This window comes from Chitinophaga ginsengisegetis (assembly GCF_900168065.1).
GTDB classification, from domain to species: Bacteria; Bacteroidota; Bacteroidia; order Chitinophagales; family Chitinophagaceae; genus Chitinophaga; species Chitinophaga ginsengisegetis.
In genome coordinates, this window is record NZ_FUZZ01000002.1 from 1,079,367 (window position 1) to 1,104,389 (window position 25,023).

At 47.3% G+C, this 25,023-nt stretch carries 18 protein-coding genes; 8 read left to right on the forward strand and 10 right to left on the reverse strand.

Translation table 11 applies throughout. From position 1 onward, the window contains the following. Positions 1-54: 54 nt before the first annotated feature. The gene (locus B5Z18_RS18225; protein WP_079470900.1) at positions 55-2,634 is read right to left on the reverse strand and encodes a phosphoenolpyruvate carboxylase; all 2,580 of its coding nucleotides are present in this window, start codon (positions 2,632-2,634) and stop codon (positions 55-57) included. A gap of 354 nt (positions 2,635-2,988) precedes the next feature. Then, entirely contained in the window at positions 2,989-3,831 is an 843-nt protein-coding gene (locus B5Z18_RS18230; protein WP_159454349.1) for an energy transducer TonB, read from the reverse strand. Between the two features lie 1,104 nt (positions 3,832-4,935). On the opposite strand from B5Z18_RS18230, the gene B5Z18_RS18240 reads away from it, so the two are divergent. Beyond that, positions 4,936-5,766, forward strand: coding sequence for a YitT family protein (locus B5Z18_RS18240; protein ID WP_079470903.1), 831 nt, complete (start codon positions 4,936-4,938; stop codon positions 5,764-5,766). A 44-nt stretch (positions 5,767-5,810) separates the two neighbouring features. On the opposite strand, the gene B5Z18_RS18245 is transcribed toward B5Z18_RS18240, so the two are convergent. Beyond that, the gene (locus B5Z18_RS18245) at positions 5,811-6,866 is read right to left on the reverse strand and encodes a glycoside hydrolase 5 family protein (RefSeq protein ID WP_079470904.1); all 1,056 of its coding nucleotides are present in this window, start codon (positions 6,864-6,866) and stop codon (positions 5,811-5,813) included. A 187-nt stretch (positions 6,867-7,053) separates the two neighbouring features. Between B5Z18_RS18245 and B5Z18_RS18250 the strand changes: the two genes are divergently transcribed. Together B5Z18_RS18250 and B5Z18_RS18255 are read left to right on the forward strand one after the other, a co-directional pair. Beyond that, complete coding sequence (locus tag B5Z18_RS18250) at positions 7,054-8,175, forward strand: acyltransferase family protein (RefSeq protein ID WP_079470905.1); 1,122 nt, start codon at positions 7,054-7,056, stop codon at positions 8,173-8,175. A 105-nt stretch (positions 8,176-8,280) separates the two neighbouring features. Next, positions 8,281-9,066 carry an SDR family oxidoreductase gene (locus tag B5Z18_RS18255; RefSeq protein ID WP_079470906.1) on the forward strand — a complete coding sequence of 262 codons (786 nt, stop codon included), beginning with the start codon at positions 8,281-8,283 and terminating at the stop codon, positions 9,064-9,066. A gap of 4 nt (positions 9,067-9,070) precedes the next feature. On the opposite strand, the gene B5Z18_RS18260 is transcribed toward B5Z18_RS18255, so the two are convergent. Then, entirely contained in the window at positions 9,071-9,682 is a 612-nt protein-coding gene (locus B5Z18_RS18260) for a hypothetical protein (protein WP_159454350.1), read from the reverse strand. 176 nt (positions 9,683-9,858) lie between these two features. On the opposite strand from B5Z18_RS18260, the gene B5Z18_RS18265 reads away from it, so the two are divergent. Continuing rightward, on the forward strand, positions 9,859-11,097 hold the full coding sequence (locus tag B5Z18_RS18265; RefSeq protein WP_079470908.1) for a glycoside hydrolase family 88/105 protein: 1,239 nt from the start codon (positions 9,859-9,861) through the stop codon (positions 11,095-11,097). A gap of 59 nt (positions 11,098-11,156) precedes the next feature. Here the strand turns inward: B5Z18_RS18265 and B5Z18_RS18270 are convergent, their stop codons facing one another. The 4 genes from B5Z18_RS18270 to B5Z18_RS18285 all read right to left on the reverse strand — a co-directional run bounded on the left by B5Z18_RS18270 (position 11,157) and on the right by B5Z18_RS18285 (position 17,888). Then, entirely contained in the window at positions 11,157-12,587 is a 1,431-nt protein-coding gene (locus B5Z18_RS18270) for a SusD/RagB family nutrient-binding outer membrane lipoprotein (RefSeq protein WP_079470909.1), read from the reverse strand. Positions 12,588-12,600: 13 nt separating this feature from the next. Beyond that, positions 12,601-15,783, reverse strand: coding sequence for a SusC/RagA family TonB-linked outer membrane protein (locus B5Z18_RS18275; RefSeq protein WP_079470910.1), 3,183 nt, complete (start codon positions 15,781-15,783; stop codon positions 12,601-12,603). A gap of 695 nt (positions 15,784-16,478) precedes the next feature. Then, positions 16,479-16,865 carry a hypothetical protein gene (locus tag B5Z18_RS18280; protein ID WP_079470911.1) on the reverse strand — a complete coding sequence of 129 codons (387 nt, stop codon included), beginning with the start codon at positions 16,863-16,865 and terminating at the stop codon, positions 16,479-16,481. Between the two features lie 189 nt (positions 16,866-17,054). After that, positions 17,055-17,888 carry an N-acetylmuramoyl-L-alanine amidase gene (locus tag B5Z18_RS18285; protein WP_079470912.1) on the reverse strand — a complete coding sequence of 278 codons (834 nt, stop codon included), beginning with the start codon at positions 17,886-17,888 and terminating at the stop codon, positions 17,055-17,057. Positions 17,889-18,044: 156 nt separating this feature from the next. Here B5Z18_RS18285 and B5Z18_RS18290 point away from each other — a divergent pair, with 156 nt between their 5' ends. Beyond that, positions 18,045-18,926, forward strand: a complete 882-nt coding sequence (locus tag B5Z18_RS18290) for a lysophospholipid acyltransferase family protein (RefSeq protein WP_235015955.1) — start codon at positions 18,045-18,047, stop codon at positions 18,924-18,926. Between the two features lie 45 nt (positions 18,927-18,971). Beyond that, the gene (locus B5Z18_RS18295; RefSeq protein WP_079470914.1) at positions 18,972-20,003 is read left to right on the forward strand and encodes a fatty acid desaturase family protein; all 1,032 of its coding nucleotides are present in this window, start codon (positions 18,972-18,974) and stop codon (positions 20,001-20,003) included. On the opposite strand, the gene B5Z18_RS18300 is transcribed toward B5Z18_RS18295, so the two are convergent. Beyond that, positions 19,951-20,655 (reverse strand): DJ-1/PfpI family protein, encoded by a 705-nt coding sequence (locus B5Z18_RS18300; RefSeq protein WP_079470915.1) that lies wholly within the window; start codon positions 20,653-20,655, stop codon positions 19,951-19,953. The genes B5Z18_RS18295 and B5Z18_RS18300 overlap by 53 nt on opposite strands. A 66-nt stretch (positions 20,656-20,721) precedes the next feature. Further along, entirely contained in the window at positions 20,722-21,618 is an 897-nt protein-coding gene (locus B5Z18_RS18305; RefSeq protein ID WP_079470916.1) for an aldo/keto reductase, read from the reverse strand. Between the two features lie 1,487 nt (positions 21,619-23,105). Here B5Z18_RS18305 and B5Z18_RS18310 point away from each other — a divergent pair. Together B5Z18_RS18310 and B5Z18_RS18315 are read left to right on the forward strand one after the other, a co-directional pair. Continuing rightward, positions 23,106-24,059, forward strand: a complete 954-nt coding sequence (locus tag B5Z18_RS18310; protein ID WP_079470917.1) for an ADP-ribosylglycohydrolase family protein — start codon at positions 23,106-23,108, stop codon at positions 24,057-24,059. A gap of 131 nt (positions 24,060-24,190) precedes the next feature. Beyond that, on the forward strand, positions 24,191-25,021 hold the full coding sequence (locus B5Z18_RS18315) for a DUF6515 family protein (RefSeq protein ID WP_079470918.1): 831 nt from the start codon (positions 24,191-24,193) through the stop codon (positions 25,019-25,021). The last annotated feature ends 2 nt before the right edge of the window (positions 25,022-25,023 follow it).

Consider the following 25,023-nt stretch of genomic DNA (forward strand, 5'->3'; position numbering starts at 1 on the left):
TTGTTCACCGTCACTATTTCCACATAACTCCGTAGTTGTATTTATGAATAATTTTTATGCCGAGTTTCTGCCGGCATTGATAATACCAAAAGAGCAACGCATGATGAGCTTTTCGTAGGTTTCCCTGCCATGCCCGTTGTCGGGATGTGAATCCAGCTCCCGGATACGCGTAAGCGCATATTGCTGGGTGGTAAGCAAAGGCAGCACAATTCTTTCCCTCATCTGGATAGACAGCAGGTCAATCGGGCTGCCGGCCATCAGTTCCGGCTCATTGGTCAGCAACAGCAGGTATTTCTTTGTCAGCTCAAATTCATTATAGATCATCTGCCATACTTCGCCGTATTGCGGATGTTTAGCCAGATAAGCCGTGAGCGGGAAATAGCTCTTCTTCATCGCCATTACACAGTTATCGAGCAATGTCCTGAAAAACAGAGAGTGCACGTATAACGCCTGTACTTCTTCCCATTTACCTTGTTTTTCCAGCTGTTCCAGCGCACTGCCCACGCCATAATAGCCCGGTACATTCTGTTTCAGCTGGCTCCACGCACCTACATAAGGCACTGCTCTCAGATCGTTGAGATTGAGTTTGGCGGAAGCATTACGTTTGCTGGGACGGCTGCCGATATTAGCCTCCGCATAGTAACGCAGCGGGCTGGCATGATCGAGGTAAGCCAGGAAATGAGGATGTGTTTTTAATTTATTGTAAGATTTATACCCTTCATCCGCAAGTGATTGCAGCAAATCTTCTTCCGATTTGCTCAGTGTTACTTCACGGGAAGAGAACAGTTCATTGCTGATCCCCGCGTGTATCAGTTGTTCCATATTGAACTGTGCGGCATCCACGGTACCAAAGTTGGAGCTGATGGTTTGCCCCTGTATGGTTTGCTGTATTTCTTTATTGGCAATATTCCTGCCCATAGAAGCATAGAACTGGTGCGTTTTTCCGCCGCCACGGGCCGGGGGACCTCCCCTGCCGTCAAAGAACACCACGTTGATTCCATATTCTTTGGAGATAGTAGTGAGTTCTTCTTTTGCTTTATAGATGCTCCAGTTGGCCATGAGATAGCCACCGTCTTTGGTGCCATCCGAGAAGCCGAGCATAATGGTTTGTTTGCACTGGCGGCGACGCAGGTGCTCGCGGTAGTCAGCGTTTTCGTACAGCTCTTTCATCACCTGTCCTGCATGACGCAGGTCATCAATGGTTTCAAACAGCGGTACAATATCTACCGTCATCTCTTCTTTTTTCCAGCCGCTCAGGAGGAACAAACCGTATACTTCCATTACATTGAGTACACTGGTACTATGACTGATAATATAACGGTTGCAGCCTTCTTCCCCATTGGCAGCCTGTATTTCCTTAATGGAAGCAATGGTTTGAAGGGTATCCTGGTGCAGCGGGTTTTCCAATGCCATTGGATCTGCGGCTTCTTTTATATTCAGTAATGCACTGATCTTTTCTTTATCTCCCAGGGAAGTATAATTATCCGGCAGCGCGGTTGTTTTAGCGGCTACCGCTTCCAGTACGGCTTCATGAACTGAGCTGTCCTGGCGGATATCCAGGGAAGCAAAGAACAATCCGAATATTTCCACTTTGCTGATCAGGTTATCTACGAGATGAACAAATAACCCGTTCAGATCGGCGATAATAGTATTTCGTATATCCGACAACGTGTCCAGTATTTCCTGGCGGCTGATATCCGCTTTGTGCCCGGGAATAAAGAGGTTGCGGGATAACTTTGATTCCAGTGCAGCTACTACGTTTTCCACGCCTTTAAAAGTAAGGCGGCGGCGCAGGTTGCGTACTTCCCGGAAGTAGCATTTCATAATAGATGCCCGCAGGGCGGCAGCTACTTCCACAGTGGTGGGCGCTTTCACAAACGGGTTCCCGTCACGGTCACCACCGGGCCAGAAGCCCATACGGATCACGGAGTTCTCGCTGCTGATGGCGCCTGGAAACTGCGCCCGGATGGACGACAGGATGCGGCCGGCCGACTGGTAAAATATATTTTCAAGAAACCACACCAGGCTGATGGCTTCATCATACGGGGTGGGTTTTTCTTTTTTGAAGAACGGTGTTTTCCCCAGCTGTTGCAGGTACATATTTACCTGGCTGGTATTTTCGTCGATGAGGGCTTTAGACAGATCGTTGATAATACCCAGTACCTCGCTGGGGTAAAATTGTGTAGGATGCGCGGTCAGCACCAGTCTCACGGAAAAATCCTTCAGTTTATCCTTTAGTTTATCCTGGGCTTGTTCCTGGATCACTTCAGACTGCAGGTGGCGCAAAGTACCGGCGCCCTGCAGGTCGCGGATATTCCGGAACGCTGCATCTTCCAGTGCATCAAACAGTACTACCTGTCTTTCAGCGTATTGCACAAAGCGGAACAACAGGTCTGTTCGTTGCTTTTCATCCGTATAGGTGGTATACTGGGAAAAAAAGGAGTCCATAATTTCCTGGGGGCTGTTGCCTTTGGCATATCCTTCTTCACAGTGAAGCAGGAACAGGGACAGGAAGATCCCTGTCTTTTCCACCCGGTGGAAAGGCAAAGAGGTGAAGAGGCTATTATACAGCTGAAACTTGGTCCCAACAAGGTTTTTGAACTGTTGCAGCGAATTATTTACCGGCGCTTCCATACTAATTATCCGTTTATAGTGCTAAAGAAGAAGACTAAGCGGCTGTTAAATTAATAATTATTATGTTAATTTCTTAGATTTTTGATTTTTGTTTTACAGAAAGTGATAATGTTTGAATATTATCTAATAAGAAGCAGAGGGATTAAAAAGCAATCCCGGCCGCTATATGCGGGCCGGGACTGGTATCAGGAATCAGAATGCGCAGGTTAAATGGATGTAAGCCGGATAAACAGGAATTAAGAATTAAAGAGATAATAATATAGGAAGTCACTCCGTCAAACGATGACAGAACTTTTCCGGGTTATTAATAAAAGTGTTTATTGAAATGAAAGAAACGTGAAACTACCTGGATACTTAGTTGCCGCTTAATTTGAAGTTGACCGGCAGGTTAAAATATACCGCCACATATTGTCCGTTCTGTCTACCAGGCTTCCACTTCGGCATTTTGCTGATTACGCGGATCGCTTCTTCTTCAAGCCCACCGCCTTTAGCTGCGCCTGTTGTTTTTACCTGTGAAATAGTGCCATCACGGTTTACCACAAACTGGATATATACGATTCCCTGTATTTCATTTTCCTGGGCGAGGTGTGGATACCGGATATTATTACCGAGATATTTTGCTAATGCACGTTCACCACCTGGGAATTCGGGCATGATTTCCACGGTAATAAGCGGGCCGTCGGCATCGGCAGCTTTGTTTGCTACTGTTATTACGCCGGAATTGCCGTTACCACTGGCGTTCAGATCAATGTCCATACCTCCTTCCACTCCTTCTGAGGTAGTAAAGCCTACTACTTTGGTTCCAATATCGGCATTCTTCGGAGGCATTTCATCCGGTGGAACATCCGAATCAACAATCACCGGTGTAGTTACCCTGACAGAAGCAGCCATTGGCGGCGGCGCTGAAGTTACTGGCGGAGGAGGAATGGTAACAGGAGGTTCCGGTGGGATCTCCAATGCCTGTAATTCAATTTTTTTCTCTGCCAATACAGGCCGGTGTACATTTTCTGCGGCCATCAATGTGTTGTTCAACACGTAGCCGCCGATCATTACCAGCATAATAGAAGCGGTGCCCATTACTGCGTTGCGAACACGCCGGTCGTAGCGACTGCGTAATTCATAGGCCCCATAATCTTTGTTCCTTCCATAGAAGAGAATGTCGAGGAAATCATTCCCCGGGATTTTAGCTGAGTCCATGGTAATATGTTTTTTAATTAGATGAGATAGTAAAATATTTTCCATAAGGTTTTTGAAAATATATTTTCAGGGAGATGGATAACGGGGCGGGGTATATGAAACCGGGGTAATGGAACAGGCTATAATATATATAATGGAGATAGTATTAAAAATAGAAGTCCCGACACGTGTCGGGACTTGCTGGCACTGGGGACCTTACCTGAAAACAAGTGGTTCCTTCATTTTAATTAGGCTTTCCGAAAAAAGTATAGGCGTATACGTTACTTCGTATGTTGCCCGACCGCTTCCGGATAATATCTTAATAACAGTTGGTTTGGAAGCAGTCTTTAATGATCCGATGATGGCTTCAGTCCGTGGGGCAATTGCCGACAAAACCCACCAGTATTGTTTGAGACAACGCCCCTTTTGAACTGAAGTTGATCGTTTAATTTCAATGGATAGTAACCCAATTCTATTCCGTTACCAATACACTCGTAATACGTGTATCCGTATACGTTATATTATCTTACACAGCTGTTATTACCGGTCTGCCGGGTAAAGGCATCAAGGCTGAACAGTTGATGATTGCTTTCATGTTAAATAAAATGAGAGAGACCGGTTTAAGATTTCAGTTGATAAATGCCAGGAGGATGCGGGGAGGTACGTTGCTGATAAATTTACCACCAATAAATTTGCAGCACACCTTTCCCGCAAGCCTGACCAGGCATTCTATTTACAGCTTACAGAACGCAAGATTTTCTTTTCAACAGCGGCTGCAATAACAGCCCGCCATTTGAATGTAACGGGGACAGGTGATATTTACCACGATATTTTGCGTGTGGTAACGCATTCCACTAGTTAGCGTGTGCCTTTTCATAGTGTATTTTTTATTTACACATTTTCAATAATGATGGCAGCAACACCTTGCTGGTGGTCAAAGGATGCCGGAAGCGTTTGCCTGATGCTTCCCTGTGGTGGTAGATCTTATTAGTCTACTGATTTGGTAGACAAATATACATCGAGTTTTATTAATTCCAAATAATTGCACAATTTTTTTTGTGATTTTTTGTTTTATCCCGGAGGGGGAGTCAGCGCCCGCGTACGACAAAAGCGTATTTTTGCGGCATGAAAGAGCATGTGAAAAACATTTTACTCATTATAGCAGGTGCCTTCATCTTTGCAGCAGGCATCAACTACCTGGCCATCCCCAACAAATTATCTGAGGGAGGCGTAATCGGTATCACCATTGTAACCTACTACTATTGGGGATGGTCACCGGGTGTAACCAACTTCATCATCAATGCTATCCTCATTGTAACGGGATACCGGCTCCTGGATAAAAGAAGTATGGTATATACCATCCTCGGCATCCTGTTCTGTTCCCTGTTCCTGTATCTCACAGAAAACAAACTCGCCCCGGTTACCACCAATCCTTTGCTGGCCGCTATTTTTGCGGGGCTGCTGGTAGGTATTGGTATTGGCCTGGTATTCCTGTCCGGCGGCACCACCGGCGGGTCGGCTATTGTAGCCCGGCTATTTAACAAGTATTTCGGATGGACACTGGGCAACGCCATGCTCATTTTCGACATTGTTGTGATCATGGCTTCTTCCTTTATTATAGGCATAGAAAAAACCATGTACACTTTTATTGCCGTATACATTGGCGCCAGAACGGTGGATTATATCGTGGATGGTCTTAACACCAAACGCGCCATCACCATTATTTCCGCACGCACGGAAGCCATTGCGGCAAAAATCACCGGCGAAATGAAACGCGGCGCCACCGTATTGCACGGGCATGGCGCCTATACCGGCGCGCCCAAAGAAGTGTTGTATGTAGTGATCGGCAAACAGGAGCTGATGCGACTTAAATCACTGGTGCAGGAAACCGACCCGGAGGCCTTTGTGGTAATACACGAAGTACATGAAGTACTGGGAAGAGGATTTTCAAAATAGTATTAGCTGCCGGCTTCCTGTACCAGGAAAGCCGGCAACCATCATTACTTACCGGTTAACCCGCGGATCACCTTCACTTCTTCTTCACTATAAGGCGTTCCATCCGGCCGGAAAATATCATGAAACCAGGTAGGAGGCTCGCTGCCATCCGGCATAGGCGTGCTCCAGGCATATTTGGTATTGGTTTTACCCGCTACCAGCCCCCAGTTAATGGCGCCGATATTTTCCTTTTTCAGCAACGGCATTATATTATCAAAACGGCTGCTGCGCGTACGGGCCATATATTCCGTACAAATAAGCGGCCTTCCCAACGGACGCAGGGTATCAATATCCCGCTGATGCTCTTCCGGCGGGGAATAGTTGTGATAGGTAATTACATCGGAATGTGTTTCCTGGAATTTGGAGAGCTCCTTCAGCTTCCAGTCCCATATCCCGGCGGATAATGGCTGTGAAGGATTTACCTCCCGGCCCCAGGCAAATACTTTTTCCAGCAGGGGCAAACTTTTGTTACCATGACCGGAATTACCGGGTTCATTATACAAGTCCCATAACAGGATTCGCTTGTCGTCGGCAAAGGAAGTCATAACATCTTTCACATATCTCTCCAATGTATCCACAAGCGCAGGACGCTGGTGGATAGCCAATCCCGGGTCCTGCACCCAGCCGGAATTGTGGATGCCCGGTCTTGGCGCCCGCTGCGGGCCGGCCTGGTAAGTACTGTCCCAGCAATCATCAAAAAACACAAATAAAGTGGAGATGTGGTGCCTGTCTGCAATATCCAGGTAGGTACTGATCCGCTGCTTAAACCCCGCGGAGTCAACCACCCAGGGCACATGATGCAAATACACCCGCATGGTGTTCAGCCCGATCCCTTCTGCATAACCCAGTTCCCGGTTAATTGTAGCGGTATCAAAAGTAGCGGCCTGCCACATTTCCAGCTGGTTGATAGCGGTGCTGGGAATGAAATCGCTTCCCCTGATCCAGTCTTTACCCGCATACCAGGCATTGGCCCTTTCCTTTGACCACAGCCCCTTTTCGGGTTGCTTACAGCTCATCTGAACCAGCACGGCCACGCACAACGCAATAAATCTGTAATTCATAACGTAACTTTTTTAGTGGAGTCTCCAAAATAGTGATTATACGTGTCTCACGTTAGCCGATATGTCTCAATTTGTTTTTCCGGAAAGAATTCATATTTGGATTTTGACATTTAGATGTATATATTGTAGGCAGCTCAACGCTCTTTTCTATCCTTACCATCTTATCAACCAATACAATTAAAGGGAAATGACACAAAGCTCTCAACGCTTTTTACCGCTGGACGTATTCCGCGGACTGACTGTTTGTTTCATGATTATAGTGAACACAGGCGGCACTGGTGGAACTTACTGGCCACTTGACCATGCTGCCTGGCATGGCTGGACACCCACCGATATGGTATTTCCCTCTTTTCTTTTTGCTGTGGGCAACGCCATGAGCTTCAGCATGAGGAAATACGAACAACTGGGAAATTCAGCGGTGCTGGGAAAGATTTTCAAACGCACCCTGATCATTTTCCTGCTGGGGTACCTGATGTACTGGTTCCCGTTTGTAGAACATACCGATACCGGACTTCAATTCAAACCATTTAGTCATACCCGCATACTGGGTGTGCTGCAACGTATTGCATTGTGCTACTGTATTGCTTCTCTCCTGATTCACTACTGCTCTAAGAAAGTGGTATGGATTGTCAGTGCCGTATTCCTCCTGGGTTACTGGGGCGTTATGTGGTATTTTGGTACTCCCGGCGAACAGTACAGCATGGGCGGCAATGCCGGCATCCTGCTCGATAAACTTATTTTGGGAGATAACCACATGTACCATGGCGAAGGCATTGCCTTTGATCCGGAAGGTATTCTCAGCACCATTCCTGCTGTAGTAAACGTGGTGGCAGGGTATTACACCGGCCTGTTTGTTCAGCAACAGGGCAGAACAAAACCCGGCTTACTCCGTATGGTTGGCGCCGGGGTATTATTCCTGCTGCTGGCATATGCATGGAACACGGTATTCCCTATCAATAAAAAATTGTGGACCAGCTCCTATGTATTGCTCACCATCGGGATAGACCTGCTGCTGTTATCACTCCTGATTTTTGTGATAGATATCCTCGGCGTTACCAAAGGCACCGGCTTCTTTACGGTGTTCGGTAAAAACCCGTTGTTCCTCTACCTGCTGTCGGAAGTACTGGCCATCCTGTTCTATTTCTTTATGGTCAATGGCGTGTCGCTCTATAAATGGATCAACGACACCATCTTCCAGCCACTGTCGCCGGGCAAGTTTGGATCGCTGCTGTTTTCACTGGCCTTCATGCTCACCTGCTGGGTGGTAGGATTTATTCTCGACAGGAAAAAGATCTACGTCCGCGTATAACGTTATCTTACTAAATATAAAAGCAAAGGGGAGGCTCAATGGCCTTCCCTTTGCTTTTATATGCATCAAACATTTTTCGCTAAATTGTACATAAAACTATCACGGATGGATCTCTCACTCAAAGGAAGAACAGCGCTGGTGTGCGGCAGCTCACAGGGAATAGGACTGGCCACTGCAACGGAACTGGCATTGTTAGGCGCTACGTGTATTCTATTTGCAAGAAATGAAGACAGCTTAAAATCGGTGCTGCCCACACTCAGTACTTCCAACGGGCAACAACACAGTTATGCCATCGCCGATTTTTCAGATGTAGCGCAGGTTACAGCAGCAGCGGAAAAGATAGCTGCTCGCGGCCCCGTGCATATACTCATTAACAACACCGGCGGACCGGCAGGCGGACCCATTTTAGAAGCCACCGCAACAGCATTTACCGCGGCCTTTTCACAACACCTGCTGTGTAACCAGGCATTGGCGCAGATATTTGTGCCGGGTATGATCAGTGCCGGTTTTGGCCGTATCATCAATATCATTTCCACTTCTGTAAAAGCACCGATAAAAAATCTCGGCGTATCCAATACTACCCGCTGGGCAGTGGCTGCCTGGTCTAAAACGCTTGCCACAGAACTGGCGCCGCATGGCATTACGGTGAACAATGTATTGCCCGGTTCTACTTCTACCGCACGACTGGAAGGATTATTTAAGAGCAGCGCTGCCGCCCGTAACGTATCTCCGGAAGTAATAGAAGCAGAATGGCTGAAAGAAATTCCGATGCAGCGTTTTGGAGAAGCCCGTGAAATAGCTGCGCTGGCAGCCTTCCTGGCATCGCCCGCTGCGGCTTATATTACAGGCACCAGCACCGCGGTAGACGGCGGTAAAACACCGGTGATGTAACTAATCAGCAGGGAATAAAATTCACAACGCGCACCAGGCTGCCGTTTTCAAAATATAACTGTACGCTGCTTTCGCTGTCTTTATTATAAGAATCACGGAGGATGATCATATCTTTCTTACCCTCATTTTCTGCCTGCAATACGGCATTGGGATACAACCGTTTTACGTCTTCCCAGGTGGTACGGCGGCTAAGGGTGATTTTACCGGAGGTCAGCGAATTACTGTCTGTAAAAATAAATTCTTCACAGGCCAGTGAATCTTTACAGTGTTCGAAAGTAGATCCATCTTTATAGAAAAAATCAAAATCCTCGTCAAACTGCGATCCGCAAATATCCTCGCCATTGGCAGATATAATGCTGTCGGCCACTCCTATGGCAGCTTCCAGCCGCTGCCTGCTGGTAAATAACGGCACTTTGTTGTTGATAAGCGCTTTGCCAAAGGGAAAAACTTCTATCTGCTCCCAGGCAATATTCCGCTGTATTTCCTGCAGGGAGTCGTCGTCTTCCGTAAGCGGCCGGATAGTTTCCGAGGGCGCCGCTACTGCGATGTTATCCGTTTCTTCTGTTCTGCTTTGCTGACAAGCTGTTAACGACAGCAACATGACGATACTGAACACGCGCTTTCTGTTTTCGTTCAGCCGATACCGTATATTCCGCATGATCCCGATAAAATTTAAACTTAATTCCAGAACACATAATTAAAATAAATTATATTAAGAAGCAAGTTATTTTTATTGCAATCGTTTGCATAAATGACGAATGCAGACTATATTGTACACACAAAGTTCCACATATGAAAAAGCAAACCCTTCTCTTATTCCTGGGCATCAGCCTGCCATTGGCCGGGCTGGCGCAGGATAATTCCGCTGACGCAGCGGTGGTAAAAAAAGTAGCAGACTATGCTGTTGCCCATGCCGCCTTCCGGTTTACAGGAGATAACAACCAAACCTGGAACACCAGCAAGGAAATACCAGCCGGCGTAACAGCCAGGATATCCGACCACCTGAGCGAATGGCATTATCCAAATGGGGTATTGAACATCGCCATGACGGACCTCGGCAATTACCTGAAAGACGAAAAATACACTGCCTTTGCGCAGCAACATGTTGCCTTTGCCTTCGACAACTACGCCTACTTTGAAGCCCTCAGCAAGAAAGGAGTGAAGTACAAAGGCTTTCCGTTCAATCAGCTAATCAATACCCGCGTACTGGACGATTGCGGCGCTATGGGGGCCAGCCTGTTAGACGTCTACCAAAAAGTAAAAAGAAGCGATTACAGGGCCTATATCGATAAAGCAGCCAATCATATCAGCAAGGTACAGGAAAGACTGGCAGATGGCACCTTATGCCGTCCAACGCCTTATAAATGGACCCTTTGGGGAGATGATCTGTACATGAGTGTTCCCTTCCTCGCGCGTATGGGTAAGCTCACCGGCAACAACGCTTATTTTGATGATGCCGTAGCCCAGGTAAAACATTTTTCGCACTACCTCTGGGATGAACGGAATGAATTGTATGTGCACTATTATTACGAAGACCTGAAAAGACAGGGCGTTGCCCACTGGGGCCGCGCCAACGGCTGGATCATGCTGGCAAAAGTACAGCTGCTCAACGACCTGCCCGCCAATCATCCCGGCAGGAATGAGGTGATTGCAGATGTTACCCGGCAAATCCTGGGCATCGCAAAATGCCAGTCGGCCAGCGGCCTGTTTCACCAGGTACTGGACCGTACCGATTCCTATACGGAAACTTCCTGCACCGCAATGTTTGTTTATTCCATTGCACGCGGCGTAAATGAGGGATGGCTCGATAAACGCTATATCTCCATAGCAGAAAGGGGTTGGGAAGGATTGGTAAAGGAGAAAATTCAGGAAGATGGACAACTGAAAGATGTTTGCATCGGCACAAACACTTCAGCGGATCTGTCTTTTTACTATAACCGTCCTACAGAACTGAACGATTTTCACGGTATCGGACCGGTGATAGAAGCAGGCATTGAGATTATGCGCTACCACGCGAATAATAAAAAATAAAAAAAGAGGGATTTGCAGCAAATCATTTTCTGCAAATCCCTCTTTTATAATAACGGTTGTTAGTACATATCAAACCAAACCTTTGTCGTCAGCAGATCCGCACCCTGGCGGGCCACCGCTGCTTTGTAGTTGGCGCCGTTCAACGCCTGCTCGCTGGAAGGATACGTTAAACGCAGCGGCATTTTACCCTGCAGCGCACCGGTGTAAGCTGGCTTCAACTGCGGATAATCCAGTCTCCTCCATTCTGCAAAAGCCTCCAGACCTTCACTGAATAACGCCAGCCACTTCTGCTCTCCTATTGATTTCTTATAATTATTGGCGTCGTATGCTACTGCAGGTTGCGCGAGGTAAGTGTCTACCTGCGTACCGGTAATGCCATATTGCTTGAAAGATGCACGGATAGCCTGTGCATACAAATCGGCTGCATTGCCGCTGATCAGGTTACGCTGCGCCGCTTCCGCCAGGATAAACAATTGTTCTGCGTACGTAAATACAAAAGCAGGCGCCTGGGTAGCGGTGAAGGCAGCCCCCACATCGGAAGTTTTGCTGAAGCCCAACCGTGAGGCGGAGTCGGCAGACAATCCATTGGTAACGCCGATATATGCATTGGTATCGGCCGGCAGTGCTGCGTATATGCTTAACCGTGGGTCGTTCAGCGCTTTCAGTTTATCCACTACCGTTTTACTGATGCGGTAGTCGTTCCGTGTTTCCCTGTTTCTGCCAACCGGGTTCTGATTGGGAGAAGTGAGATAGTTCAGTTTCACTTCCCGATCGCTGGCAGTGAGGAAAAAGTTGCCTTCTGCAGCCAGTTCTGCGAACACTGCTTTAGCGGTAGCCGGGTCACGATCGGCCAGCCGTAATGCAATGCGTGAGCGCAGGCCGTTAGCGAATTTCTTCCAGCCATTCATATTTCCGGCCAGTAAAGAGTCGCCGAGAATAGGATTGTCTGACGGCGAAATAGTGTTCGCGGCATTCTTCAGTTCAGCCAGCAATCCTCTGTATACCACCCGCTGACTGTCGTACACCGGTGTAAGATACTTATCAATATTGCCCGCCTGTGTGTAAGGAATATCTCCGTACAAATCGGTGAGCACCTGGAAAATCCACGAACGCATGATAATGCCTACAGCTTTATAATTGGGGTTATGCAGTGTATCGCCCAGCTCCGCGAGCTTGGTGAAATCAGCAATCCCCTGCGCATAGAAATTATTCCACACCGTTTGGATGTTGGTAGTGGCCGGAATATAACGGTCCGGATCCGGATACTGGATTTTAGCCCAATACTGGATATACAACAGGGATGTTTCCATCGTGGCATCGCTGCCCCAGTAAGTATCCACGTTGGCTTTAATACCATTGCTCAGCAGGTAATCCGGCTGTACGGCAGTGGGTTCGTTCGGATTTATATTGGTGCGCTCCAGGTCTTTCTGGCAACCGGCCAGCCATACTGTAGCGAATATTAAAGAGAAAGGTATCAACAACTTTTTCATAATCAATCAATCATTAAAATGAAACATTCAGGTTAAAGCCAAAGCTGCGGGTGGTGGGTATCTGCAGCGTTTCCAGTCCCTGTCCATTACCGGTATTAAAGGCTGTTTCAGGATCTATGTTTGGTGTATTCTTGTGCAGGTATCCGAGGTTTCTTCCTACCAGCGCTACATTCACCGCCTGTAATCCCCATTTCTTCACCAGGGAAACCGGTAAAGTATAACCTACTTTTATTTCACGCAGTTTAACAAAGGAGGCGTCATACACCGCACTTTCGTTCAGGTTGCTGGTGTATACGGCTTTATAATAGTTTTGTGCAGAAAGAATAGCGGTGTTCTTCTTGCCATCTGCCGTGTAGCCGTCAAAGATGATCCCGTCGTGCTTTACCGTGGCGCCGCCTGGTGCGGTGGCGTTATGATCCGGCAGCTGCACATTTTTTGTGCCATCGTTATAGTAAGGCAACCCGCCATTTTCCTGGTCACGACCCGGCATAGTAGCCGCCAGCACGCCGGTACTCATACCGGTGGCATTGGTACCCGACCAGATGGACCCACCCTGTTTGGTATCTATCAGGAAGCTCAGGTTAAAACCTTTAAAGGAAAAATTATTGTTGATGCTACCAGTCCATTTTGGTGTGTAGTAGCCTAATATTTTTTTACTTGGATCTACTGATGGCGTACCATCTGCATTTACCAGTATCCTGTTCTCGCTGTCTCTTTTATAAGCAGTGCCATAAAGAGCGCCATAGCGCTGGCCTTTGCTGGCAAGTACCTGCATATTACCGGAGCTGCCGAGTACATAGTTTGTGAGATATCCATCTGCATCCAGTTCTATTACTTTACTCACATTACGTGCATAATTGATGTTCGCATCCCAGCGGAACCCGGAGCGTGTAGTGATAGGCGTTAGTCCCAGCATTACTTCCACACCATGATTACTGAGTTCACCTGTGTTGAGTAATTTCTTCAGATAACCGGTAGTGGAGCTTACATCCGCCAGCAGGATCTGGTTGCGGCTGCGGGAGTTGTAGTAAGTAACATCCAGTCGCACGCGGTTATCAATAAACCCGGCTTCCACACCTACTTCTGTGGAAGTGGTAATTTCCGGTTTCAGGTCTTTGTTCAGGTACTTATCCGATACAGTGAGTAACGGCAGCGAGCCAAACGGCTGGTTGAAAGGATAGGTATTGATTTCCTGGTAAGGATCTGTATCCTTTCCCACCTGTGCCCATCCGCCGCGCAACTTCAGCAGGGAGAGTACATCGCCCTGGATATGCAGCGCTTCAGACAATACCAGGCTGGCATTTACCGAAGGATAAAAATAGGAGTTGCTGCCCCGTGGGAGTGTGGAGGACCAGTCGTTACGCGCGGTTAAATTCACAAACGCGTAATTGCGGAAACCTACCTGTGCTGCCGCAAAGCCGCTGTATACTTTTTGCCTGGTGAGTAAACTGGTAGAGATGAGCGGATCGCGGGAGTTGTTCAGCGTGTATACTCCTTTCACAGCCAGGCGTGGCGCCTGCTGGTAGTTTTGTTCCAGCTGATTGGAGCGGAGGTTGGCGCCGGCCAGTACATCGATATCAAAATCGCTGTTCAGCTTTTTCTTTGCGTTCAATGTAAATTCACCATTGGTTTCGCTAACCGCGTAGGCATCTTCCGTGTAAGAACCGAATGGCGTACCATTGGTGTAGTAAGCAATTTTATACTTGCGTCTGTCCTGGTAGTAATCGGTACCGATGCGGAAGCTGGCGGTGAGCCAGTCCTGGATCTGGTACGACAACCGGGCATTACCGAGGAACCTGTTGCGCAGCATACCTACTGTGTTCTCATTCTGGATCCAGTAAGGGTTGCTATAGTAACTATGGTTCCAGTTGTAATCGGTACCATCTGCATTCTTATAGTTTTTCAGTTTGCTCACATCTACCTGGCGGCCAAACCAGATGAACTGGAGGGTAACGCTGTTACCACGGCGGCCGTCCACACCGGGCAGATTATCTGCAGCGCTGCGCACATAATTGGCGTAGGTGCTGAGAGTAAGTTTTGGTGTAATACGGAAAGTATTACTGGCGGTGAAAGTGTTGCGGGTGATACCAGTGTTTGGTAAAATACCGCCTTGTTTGGTGTTGTTATAAGAGAAACGGTAATCCAGTTTTTCGTTGGTACCGCCTACCGATAAGCCGTTATTGAGTGTATAGCCGGTTACGTAGAAATCCCTTACGTTATCAGGATGCGCTACAAACGGTACTGCTTCACCGTTGGAGAAGAACTGCGGGATGAGGCGGCCATCCATTTTCGGACCCCAGCTTTCATCTACACCGTCGTTGATACCGCCGCCTTTACCGTCTTTATAGGAGAATTGTCCGCCGGTACCCTGACCGTAGGAGTTCTGAAAGTCGGGCAGGATCAGGAGTTTTTCAAAGGTGGCACCAGAATTTACGGTAACGCCCATGCCGCCTTTGGTATCTTTTCCTGTTTTTGTTTTAATCACAATTACACCGGAGGAAGCGCGTGATCCGTACAAAGCCGCGGCATTCGGGCCTTTCAGCACGCTGATGGAGGCGATGTCGTCCGGGTTGATATCGGAAATGGCGTTGGCAAAATCGCGGCCGGTACCAATACCAAGCTGGCTGTTGTCTATCGGTACCCCATCCAGTACAAACAGTGGTTGGTTATAACCGGCGATGGAGGTTTCACCACGGATCACAATACGGGAAGAACCGAGATTGCCCTGGCTGTTTGTAACCTGCACCCCTGCTATCTTTCCGGACAATGCGTTTACCAGGTTGGTTTCCTTTGCTTCAGCAATATCTTTTGATTTTAATTCCTGTACCGCATATCCGAGTGATTTTTTTTCGCGGGAAATGCCCAGTGCAGTAACCACTACTTCTTCCAGTTTCCGGTTACTGTTTTCCAGGGAGATGTTGATCACTTTATTGTTTCCAACTACGGCAAACGTTGTTTCAAAGCCTAGTGAAGAAAATTGCAGCGTATCATTTACCTGGGCGCTGATCGAATATTTTCCATCCGGATCGGATTGTGTACCGCGTCCGGTTCCTTTTACCTGAATAATTGCGCCGGGTATGCGTTGTGCGTCTGAGCGGGATGTTACTACCCCGTTTACCCTGATTTCCTGGGCAATGCTCTGCTGCAGCCACAGTAAGCCGGGCAGCAGGCATAACAGCCTTTTTACGTAATTCATGCTTTGTACTTGATTTATAAGTTGACTCAGATCTTTGCGGAGATGGTTACACCGTTCAGATTTTGGCATTTATTTTTTGGTGTATAATCAGTGGTGATATCGCGGCAAAAGTAAGGCACAATTATTAATCTACAAAATTTATAGACTATATAGATTGTAAAAACAGCTTTGTATTGTTGCTAAATATTTAGCTGAAAAGGGCCGTCCGGAGGTGATTTGCAGGCAATGATGTAAAGTTTAAACGGTATTATGAGTACGTGTATGTAAAGCTAAAACGGCATCATTAGTACCTGCCTTGCCTGGTGCCTGGGTGTACGCCATTATAGGATAAGCCGTAGATAAGCCGTATATAACCCGTATCTAAGCCGTAGATAACCCGTACCTATAGAGATACGGCTTATCACTGTCTTTTCTATAGGTGCAATGTGAATAATCCAGGTTTATGGGTATGACAGGGGTAACGCATAAGAGGGATAAGCCCCGTTGCCGGGTAGCATTTTAATCCTGTTACCGGTTCAAATAACAGATTTTACATATCAATGCACAACTCTATGCGATCATGTTGCGGCGGCAGGCGACAGCAATCTTATGCGGCCTTGAGTGAGGGCAGCAGGTGAGACGAGGGGTACAACGACTTCAGGAAATTTACCGGGCTTTCCCGGTAAATTCCATCTTATTAAAATTAAAAGATCATTCTATTTCGCTTCCAGCAGTTTTTTGAGGGCTGCTTTACAGTCTTCAATATTCTGCCAGATCATTCTGTCTTCGCAGATGGTGCCTTTGTATTTGATGGTCACCTTTGTTTTGCGTAACACTACCTGGTAGTATTCCGGGGCGTCGGGAGAATTTTCCCAGGTAACCTTACCATTTTCTTCGATACCACCAGCGAGTTTATCTTCTATGATGTCGTTTACTTTTTTATGCATATTATCTGCAAAATCGTAGCTGACATCTGTTTTTACCAGGCAGGAAGAATCTTTTACGGGATGATCTGTTTGGGCGGCAGCCTGTTCACGTGGCCAGCATAGCAATGCGGCACTGGCTGCTACCAGCAGTAACGGGAATTTAAATGAACGTTTCATAACAAGAAAGATTAGTATAACATGGAGAATAGGTATAATAACAAGTCCGGGAAAATGATCTCTTTGATTGCTGATTTTGGTTTATATCTCTTTTTAACTCATTATTAAAATATGACATTTATCTCACATCACAAAATAATCTTGTGGAGACGTAGGGGTAAAAGTAAAGTTGGGTGTCTTCTTAACAGATCATTGGTATTGCTGCTGCAGATTGAACATTATTTTCCTGCCGGCATCATTAAGACCGGGGAGGCTGTCGTCTGGCATAAAATGGCGTTTAAAGGCCATGATAGCGGCAGACGAGTCTTTCACATCGTATCCGATAATCCGGAGCGATAGTATCGGATCGAATGTTGCAGGTACAACAGTGGTGCTGGTGTCTTTATACCAGAGGCCAAAGCCTTTATCCGCCAGTTGCTGCCAGGGGAACCAGGCACTGGGGTCTACCTTTCTGCCGGGCGCGATATCGCCATGACCGATGAAGTTGGCCGCAGGGATATTGTAGCGGTGCTGCAAGGTATCCAGCAACACCAGCAGGCTACGGATCTGGGCGGAATCGAAGGGTTCCTTGCCGTTATTGTCCAGCTCTATACCGATGGAAGAAGAATTGATATCCGTGAGGTTGCCCCATTTGGCAACGCCTCCATGCCAGGCGCGGAGATAATCGTTCAGCATATGATGAATGGCTCCGTTGCGGCATATCACATAATGAGCGCTTACCTGTGTTCTTTGCAGGGTAAACGTTTTCAATGTTTGTTCACATGAATTCTGAGCGGTATGATGTATGATAACAATACTGGGTTTCCGCATATTGAAGTTCACCGTACCTACCCAGGAGGGAGCTTCTGCGCCACCAGCGCCATTCAGCGCTCCCGGTTGCTGACGCAACACCTTCGCGTAGGATTTAGCTTCCTGCCGGTATACCTTATTGGTACCGGCGTATGGATTACGGGCGCAATAAGAAAGGCCGCCAATCGCTGCCAGCAGGCAGCCGTATCTCGCAAATCGGGCTATGGTCTTCATCTGGAACTGTTAAAGTTTAGACAACACTACCCGATAAAGATACTAAATGAACTGATGCATCGTTTTTTTCACGGATACTGCTATGAAAAGTGTTCTTTAAGATATACATTTACATTTTCAATAATACTTTTCGAAGTATCAAAAACCTGTGCCACATTGTCTGCAATTGCCTACTACTTACTGTTACCACTGATTTACGCGCTATCGCTGCTGCCATTTCGTGTGCTTTACCTGGTTTCTGACGCAGTATATGTGTTGTTGTATTACGTGATGGGCTACCGCAAAAAGGTGGTTCTTCAGAATCTGCGGAATTCTTTTCCTGAAAAGAGTGACGCAGAGATCCAACGCATCTGTAAAGATTTCTATCATTACCTGTGTGATCTTTTCCTGGAAACGTTTAAAACCCTCACCATCAGCAAAACAGCAATGGTGCAGCATTGTAGCTTTACACCGGCTACACTGGAGCTTTTTAACCGGCTTGAAGCAGAGAAAAAGAGCGCAGTACTGGTGATGGGACATAAAGGCAACTGGGAATGGGCCGGAAATACATTCAGTATCCTGTGCCGTCAGCAGTTGTATGTGATCTATCACCCGCTGGCTAACAAACACTTTAACGGTCTTATGTACCGCATGCGCACCCGCTTTGGCACCAAGCTGATTGCCATGCAGGATACCTTCCGCGACATGGTGCAAAACCGTGGCGAAGTAAATGCCACTGCTTTTATCGCTGATCAGGCGCCACAGCCTAAAACAGCGCAATGGCTCAACTTCCTGCACCAGGATACCCCTGTTTTCAAGGGTACTGAAAAAATAGCACAGAAAATGAATTACCCGGTGGTGTATGTAACCGTGCAACGCGAAAAGAGAGGCTACTACACCGTATCGGCAGAATTACTGACCGCCACACCCGCTGAAGAAAAAGACGGCGCCATTACCTCCGCACATACCCGCAAACTGGAAGAGGACATTGTTTCCCAGCCGGCAACGTGGCTTTGGTCGCACAAAAGATGGAAACACAAACGCACTGCCGTTATTTAATCATTTTACGCAACAACAACTTTAGATAGATTATCCTACAACAATATGCTGGAAGGTAAAGAACTGATACTGGCTACCAAGCCATATGCGCGCGAAGAGAGAGCCAAAAGCTGGCTCTATACAATATCAACATTATTACTGTTGATGCTGGCCTTAACAGGTACCCTGGTATTACCTTACCTGGTATTGAAAATAATGTCCAGTATCCTTTCTGGATTGCTGATTGTAAGAATGTTTGTTATTTATCATGATCATCAGCATCATGCTATTCTGCATAAATCATGGTTAGCGGAAGCGATCATGGTTACCTTCGGTATATATGTACTGGCGCCTTCCAGTATCTGGAAGCGTTCGCACGATTACCATCATAAACATAATTCAAAGTTGTTCAGCGCCAGCATCGGCTCCTACCCTATCATTACCCGTAAGAAATTTGAATCCATCACACCGGCGGAGAGGAGAACTTATTTGTTCAGCCGTCACCCGCTAACCATTGCAGCCGGCTACCTGTCGATGTTTATGATTGGTATGTGTGTGCAGTCTTTTGTAAGCAGTCCGCGTAAACACCTGGATTCTTTACTGGCGCTGATCATCCATATCGGTGGCAGCGTAGCGGTAGCTTATTTCCTCGGATGGGAAAGCTGGCTGCTGTTTATCCTGATTCCGTTTACCATTGCGTGCGGACTGGGCGCTTATCTTTTCTATGCGCAGCATAACTTTCCGGGCGTTACGTTTAATGTAAATAAGGAATGGTGCTATGATAAAGCGGCACTGTTATCTTCCAGCTATATGGTGATGAATCCGGTAATGAAATGGTTTACCGGTAATATTGGCTATCATCATATTCATCACCTGAATGCACGTATTCCTTTTTACCGTTTGCCGGAAGTAATGCAAAAGATCCCGGCCATGCAGCGTGTTAAAACTACCAGCCTGGGCTTCCGGGATGTATGCGCCTGTTTCCGGCTGAAGGTATGGGACCCGGAACAGAACCGGATGATCAGCCTGCGTGAAGTACGTACTATCAGGAGGGCCCAGCTGCGGAGGGAGCGCGATCCTGCAATAGTTGCCGGATAATTTTCTTCCTGGTTTCCAGCATCAGCCCGGTGAGTTCTTTTGTTTTCTGTAATACCGGCAAACCGGCTGTGTGCGGCGATCCTGCCCTGAACGGAGGCGCCGGGTTATACTCCAGTTGCAGCTGAATAATTTTAGCCGCTTCATCTCCACCTACGAGGGCTGTGAGCACCAATCCGAAATCGATGCCGGCGGTTACGCCGCCACCGGTGATGCGGCTCCGGTCCCGCACTACTCTTTCTTCTACCGTTTCCACGCCAAACATCCGTAACAGTTCCAGCGAACGCCAGTGTGTAGTGGCTTTGAAGCCGTCCAGCAATCCTGCTGCCGCCAGTACCAATGCTCCCGTACAAACCGATGTAACATACTTTGCTTTTACCGCCTGATCCCGCAGGAACTGTAATACTACCGGGTTGGTGAGCAATGCATTGACACCTCTTCCGCCGGGAACGAAAATAATATCCAGCTGCGGACAGTTTGCCAACGCCACCTGTGGCTGCAGCAGTAAACCGCCCTCCGCCCGGATGATATCCGTTGTTTCCCCGATAATAACCACCTCAAAACAGGACGCTTTTACAAATACATCGTAAGGGCCTGTAAAATCGAGGACCGTTAACTCGGGGAACAATAACATTCCTACTTTCAGTTTTTGCATAACAGCAGCTTTAAATGGGGTACAATATAATGCAGGCAGCATGAAGACAGGGAGCAGCGTATATTGCTACCGGTGCTGATCATACCTGTTGATGGCTACTGCCTGTTGCAGTTTTTCTATTTCATCCGGCAATAATGCGATGGCTTGCACAGCGCGCAGCGCATCCTCCAGCTGCGCCGGTGTGCGGATGCCCACAACAGCGCTGGTTACAGCCGGTTGCTGCAATACAAACCGCAGGGCTGTTTGCGCAGCATCCCGTGAAGCGCTGCTTACCGATTTTACAGCAGCAGCGGCAACAGCCACATCTTCCGCGGTATAGTTCAAGTAAGGCGCGGCGGGTTTGTTTACCAGCAGGCCTTTCGCCACACTTCCTCTCGCCAGCACGCCGATGTTGTTTTCCTGTAGTAAAGGGAAAGCTGTTTCTTCCGGGCGCCGGTCCAGCAGGCTGTACTGCATCATTACGCTCACGATGTTTGACCGCTGTACGTATTCGCGGATCACATTGGGCCGGATGGAAGAGATCCCATAGTACCTTATTTTTCCTTGCTGCTGCAGGGTTTCAAAGGCAGCAATGGTTTCATCTATCGGGTCGTCAATGGTGCCGCCGTGCAGCTGATACAGATCAATATAATCTGTTTGCAGTCGTTGTAAACTCGCCTCCACAGCGGCTATGATATATGCTTTGCGGGGATTCCAGTCCCATCCGCTGCCATCTTCTTTCCACTGATTCCCTACTTTGGTGGCTATGATCACGGATGATCTTCTGTCCTTCAGGGCTTTGCCCACGGTGGTTTCATTTTGTCCGTGCTCATACAGGTCGGCGGTATCAAAGAAATTGATTCCCTGGTCGCAGGCGTGATGAATGAGGCTTGCACTAGCGGCATCATCATTTCCGAGCGACATACAGCCGAATCCGATTTCACTGACAGAGAGGTCTGATTTTCCGAGGAGATGATATTGCATGAGTTTCCGGATTTACGATGTTATCAACAGGCACTTTCTTTGAAAGTGCAGGTAACGAAGTTATCACCAAAACTTTCATTTTTCCTATAAATCCGGTTTAAAATAGTGGGCTGTTTTGATAAACAGCCCCGGTATCTATTTACGTCCACCTCAAAAATGAGCTATGTTGCAGTAAGCACGGTATTACCGCTGCATTACCATGTGTTAGTCAGGAGATGGGGCCGCCTGGAAAAACAGCCCCTGTTTTTTAGTATGTCCGATCCATTGTTGAATGTTATTTGTTTTATGATCCGGAGGAAGAAATCAGGACCATCTGGAAAGATGGTCCCTTCCTTTCCCAAATCAAATTGAACCTATGAAAAGCGTTCTATGAGTAAGACTGTTACCAGCCTGATTTTTAAAGATGGGGACCGTCTGGAAAAACAGTCCCCCGGTTTTCCGAATCAATCGCAGCATAAATGATCACGTTTCTACACTGACCGTTTTAACGTATGGCTTTATATTTAAACAATATGCAGGGTATGCGCCTTCATATTGGTGATTCCGGTAATGGGGACCGCTTAGAAAAACGGTCCGGGGCATAAAGCTTCCATCGTGTATGTTGCACTCCAATAATGTTTTCATATAAAAGTTTTATGGGATTAAAAATCAGGGGACTACCTGAATAAGTGGCCCCGTTTAGCATGCGTCGCAAAGACTTCAACTAAATGTTCATCTCAATGTTTAAAAAACCGGACTGCCTGGAAAAACGGTCCGTTCTTGTATGTACTATCACCCCATGTGAATAGGATTTGATTGGTTAACTGTAGCCGGGAACAAACAATGAATACCTTAAGCTGCAAGTGTGCATGTTGTTCCCTGCCGGCCGTTGGTAATACCAGGTCTGACCAGTTACCGGCGTATCAATGCCGGTGATCTGTCACGCTCTTCCTATGCCTGATCTTCCTTAGCCCTGATCAGGACCTGGCCTACCGAAAGCAACAGCTGTTCCGCTAATTCAATACAAAAAGAAATAACTGGTAGTGGTAATGTCCAAGAAATGTGCATGTTTGAAAATGCCTGTTGAACAAAAAAGATTGCATGTGGGTTAATTTTCGTTTTCAATAAATAAATGCAAGGAATAGCCAGCTGTTTCGCGCTGCTAATAATGGTTGAATAACCTTTTTATTGTGACTGGGTTAACTGTGACAACAAGGTTATAATAATGCTCCTGACAAACTAAAAAACAGATTTCCGGTAATTCTTTTCAACGATATGTTCATCGTGATAATGCAAAGGTAGAAAGTTATCATTACCGTAAAGCATGTTCTATGGCCATTATAACAATGAACAATTCTGAACGGAACTCAAAAATGCTGAATAAAATGAACAACGGCGATTAAAAAAATTATTGTATAAATATCGCAGCGTGATTGTCAGAATTAACAAATCAACCGTATATTCATTACCGTATTTCATACATACTTTAACGTTAGATATTCTATCCCATGCAACAACAAATTACAGGCGCTTTTTACGGTATCGCTATCGGCGATGCACTGGGCGTACCGGTAGAATTCAAAACGCGTAGTTATCTCTCAGAAAATCCTATTACCACCCTCACCGGGTACGGATGCTGGAATCAGCCTCCCGGCACCTTTTCAGATGATTCCTCCCTCACTTTCTGCACAGCGGAAAGCCTCATAGCAGGTTACAACCTTCAAAACATGGCGCAGTCGTTTGTACGCTGGTCATCAGAAGGTTACTGGGGCGCGCATAATGAGGTATTTGATATTGGCCATACCACCCGCCGGGCGTTGCTGAGGGTGGGTAGCGGCACTTCCCCGCTGGTGAGCGGCGGATTTGAGGAATTTGAAAACGGCAATGGATCTTTAATGCGCATGATGCCGCTGGCCCTGTTCCTCACCAGCGAAAATGATATCCATATCCGCTACCAGATCGTCCGGGAAGTGTCCTGCATAACGCACCAGCATTTCCGTTCAGTACTGGGTTGTTTCATTTACGTGGAATTCCTCCGTGCCCTGCTGTCCCTGAAAGATCTCCGGGAAGCCTATTTGCAGATGCAGCGGGGCGTAAATGCCTACCTGGGCACACAACCCTTCAACCCCACGGAAATAAAGCTCTATGAGCGCGTATTACAGCAAAATATAGCCGCTGTACCCGAACAACAGATCATCAGCTCAGGATACGTGGTATACACCCTGGAAAGCGCCCTCTGGTGCCTGCTCAATACACCGGATTACCCTACCTGCGTGCTTACCGCTGTAAACCTGGGAGGAGATACCGATACCACCGGCGCGGTGGCGGGGGCCGCAGCGGGCCTCCACTACGGCTATGACCAGCTGCCAGCCCAATGGATAAGCCAGGTGGTAAAGTCGGCCGAAATAGGGAATCTCGCCAAACGCTTTATGGCAGCCATTAATACTACCAGCCCTCAATAAGCAGGCATATTTCAGTAAACCGGCCGCATTTTTGCAATAAGTGGTATGCAGTTAAACTTCAAGCCCCTTTTACCGTCTAATAAACGACAGAGAAAGAGAAACTGAAGAGACGATTACCAAATGTTAAAAAAATGAAAAACAGAATTTATATACTGTTTGTGCTGGTTGGCCTGTTGGGCACATTTACAGTAAGCAACGCCTACGCGCAACGTGTTAGCTCAGGCCAGGGCGGAGGCCGTGGTGGTGGCTACCATTATGGCGGAGGCGGAGGATTCCGTTCCGGCGGCGGTAGTGGCAGGGTATACACTTCCCAACGTATGTATTCTCCCCGCATAGTGGCTCCCGTAAACAGGGGGTATTATCACGGTTATCGTGGTCCCATTTACGGCGGACGCGTATATTACGGACGTCCCTGGTACAGGCCTTACTACAACCCGTTCTTCCCGCCATTAGGATTATATGTTTCTTCACTGCCTTTTGGTTACTTCTCCCTGGGCGCCTCCTTTGGTCCGATGTACTATTACGGAGGAACTTATTACCAGTCGACCGGCGATACCAAAGGCTATAAAGTGGTAGAAGCTCCCCTCGGCGCAGCAGTACCGGATTTGCCGGAAGGTGCAGAGGAAATACAGGTAGACGGAAACACCTATTACGAACTGAATGGTACCTATTACCAGGAGTCCATGACAGATAACGGCAGACGTTATATAGTAGTGGGCAAAAATGGTAAGATCGGCGATAAAACAGTGACCATTACTGATGACCAGGGAAATAACAACCCCGACAACGGCACAGGTAATACAGATATGATTTCACAATTACCGGATAACAGCCGTTCCGTAAATATCAACGGTCAGCAGTACTATTTATCACCAGACGGCATGTACTATCAGCCTGTTCTGAACAGCGATAATTCTATCGCAGGATATAAAGTGGTTGGTAAAATGAATGCCGATAATTAAAA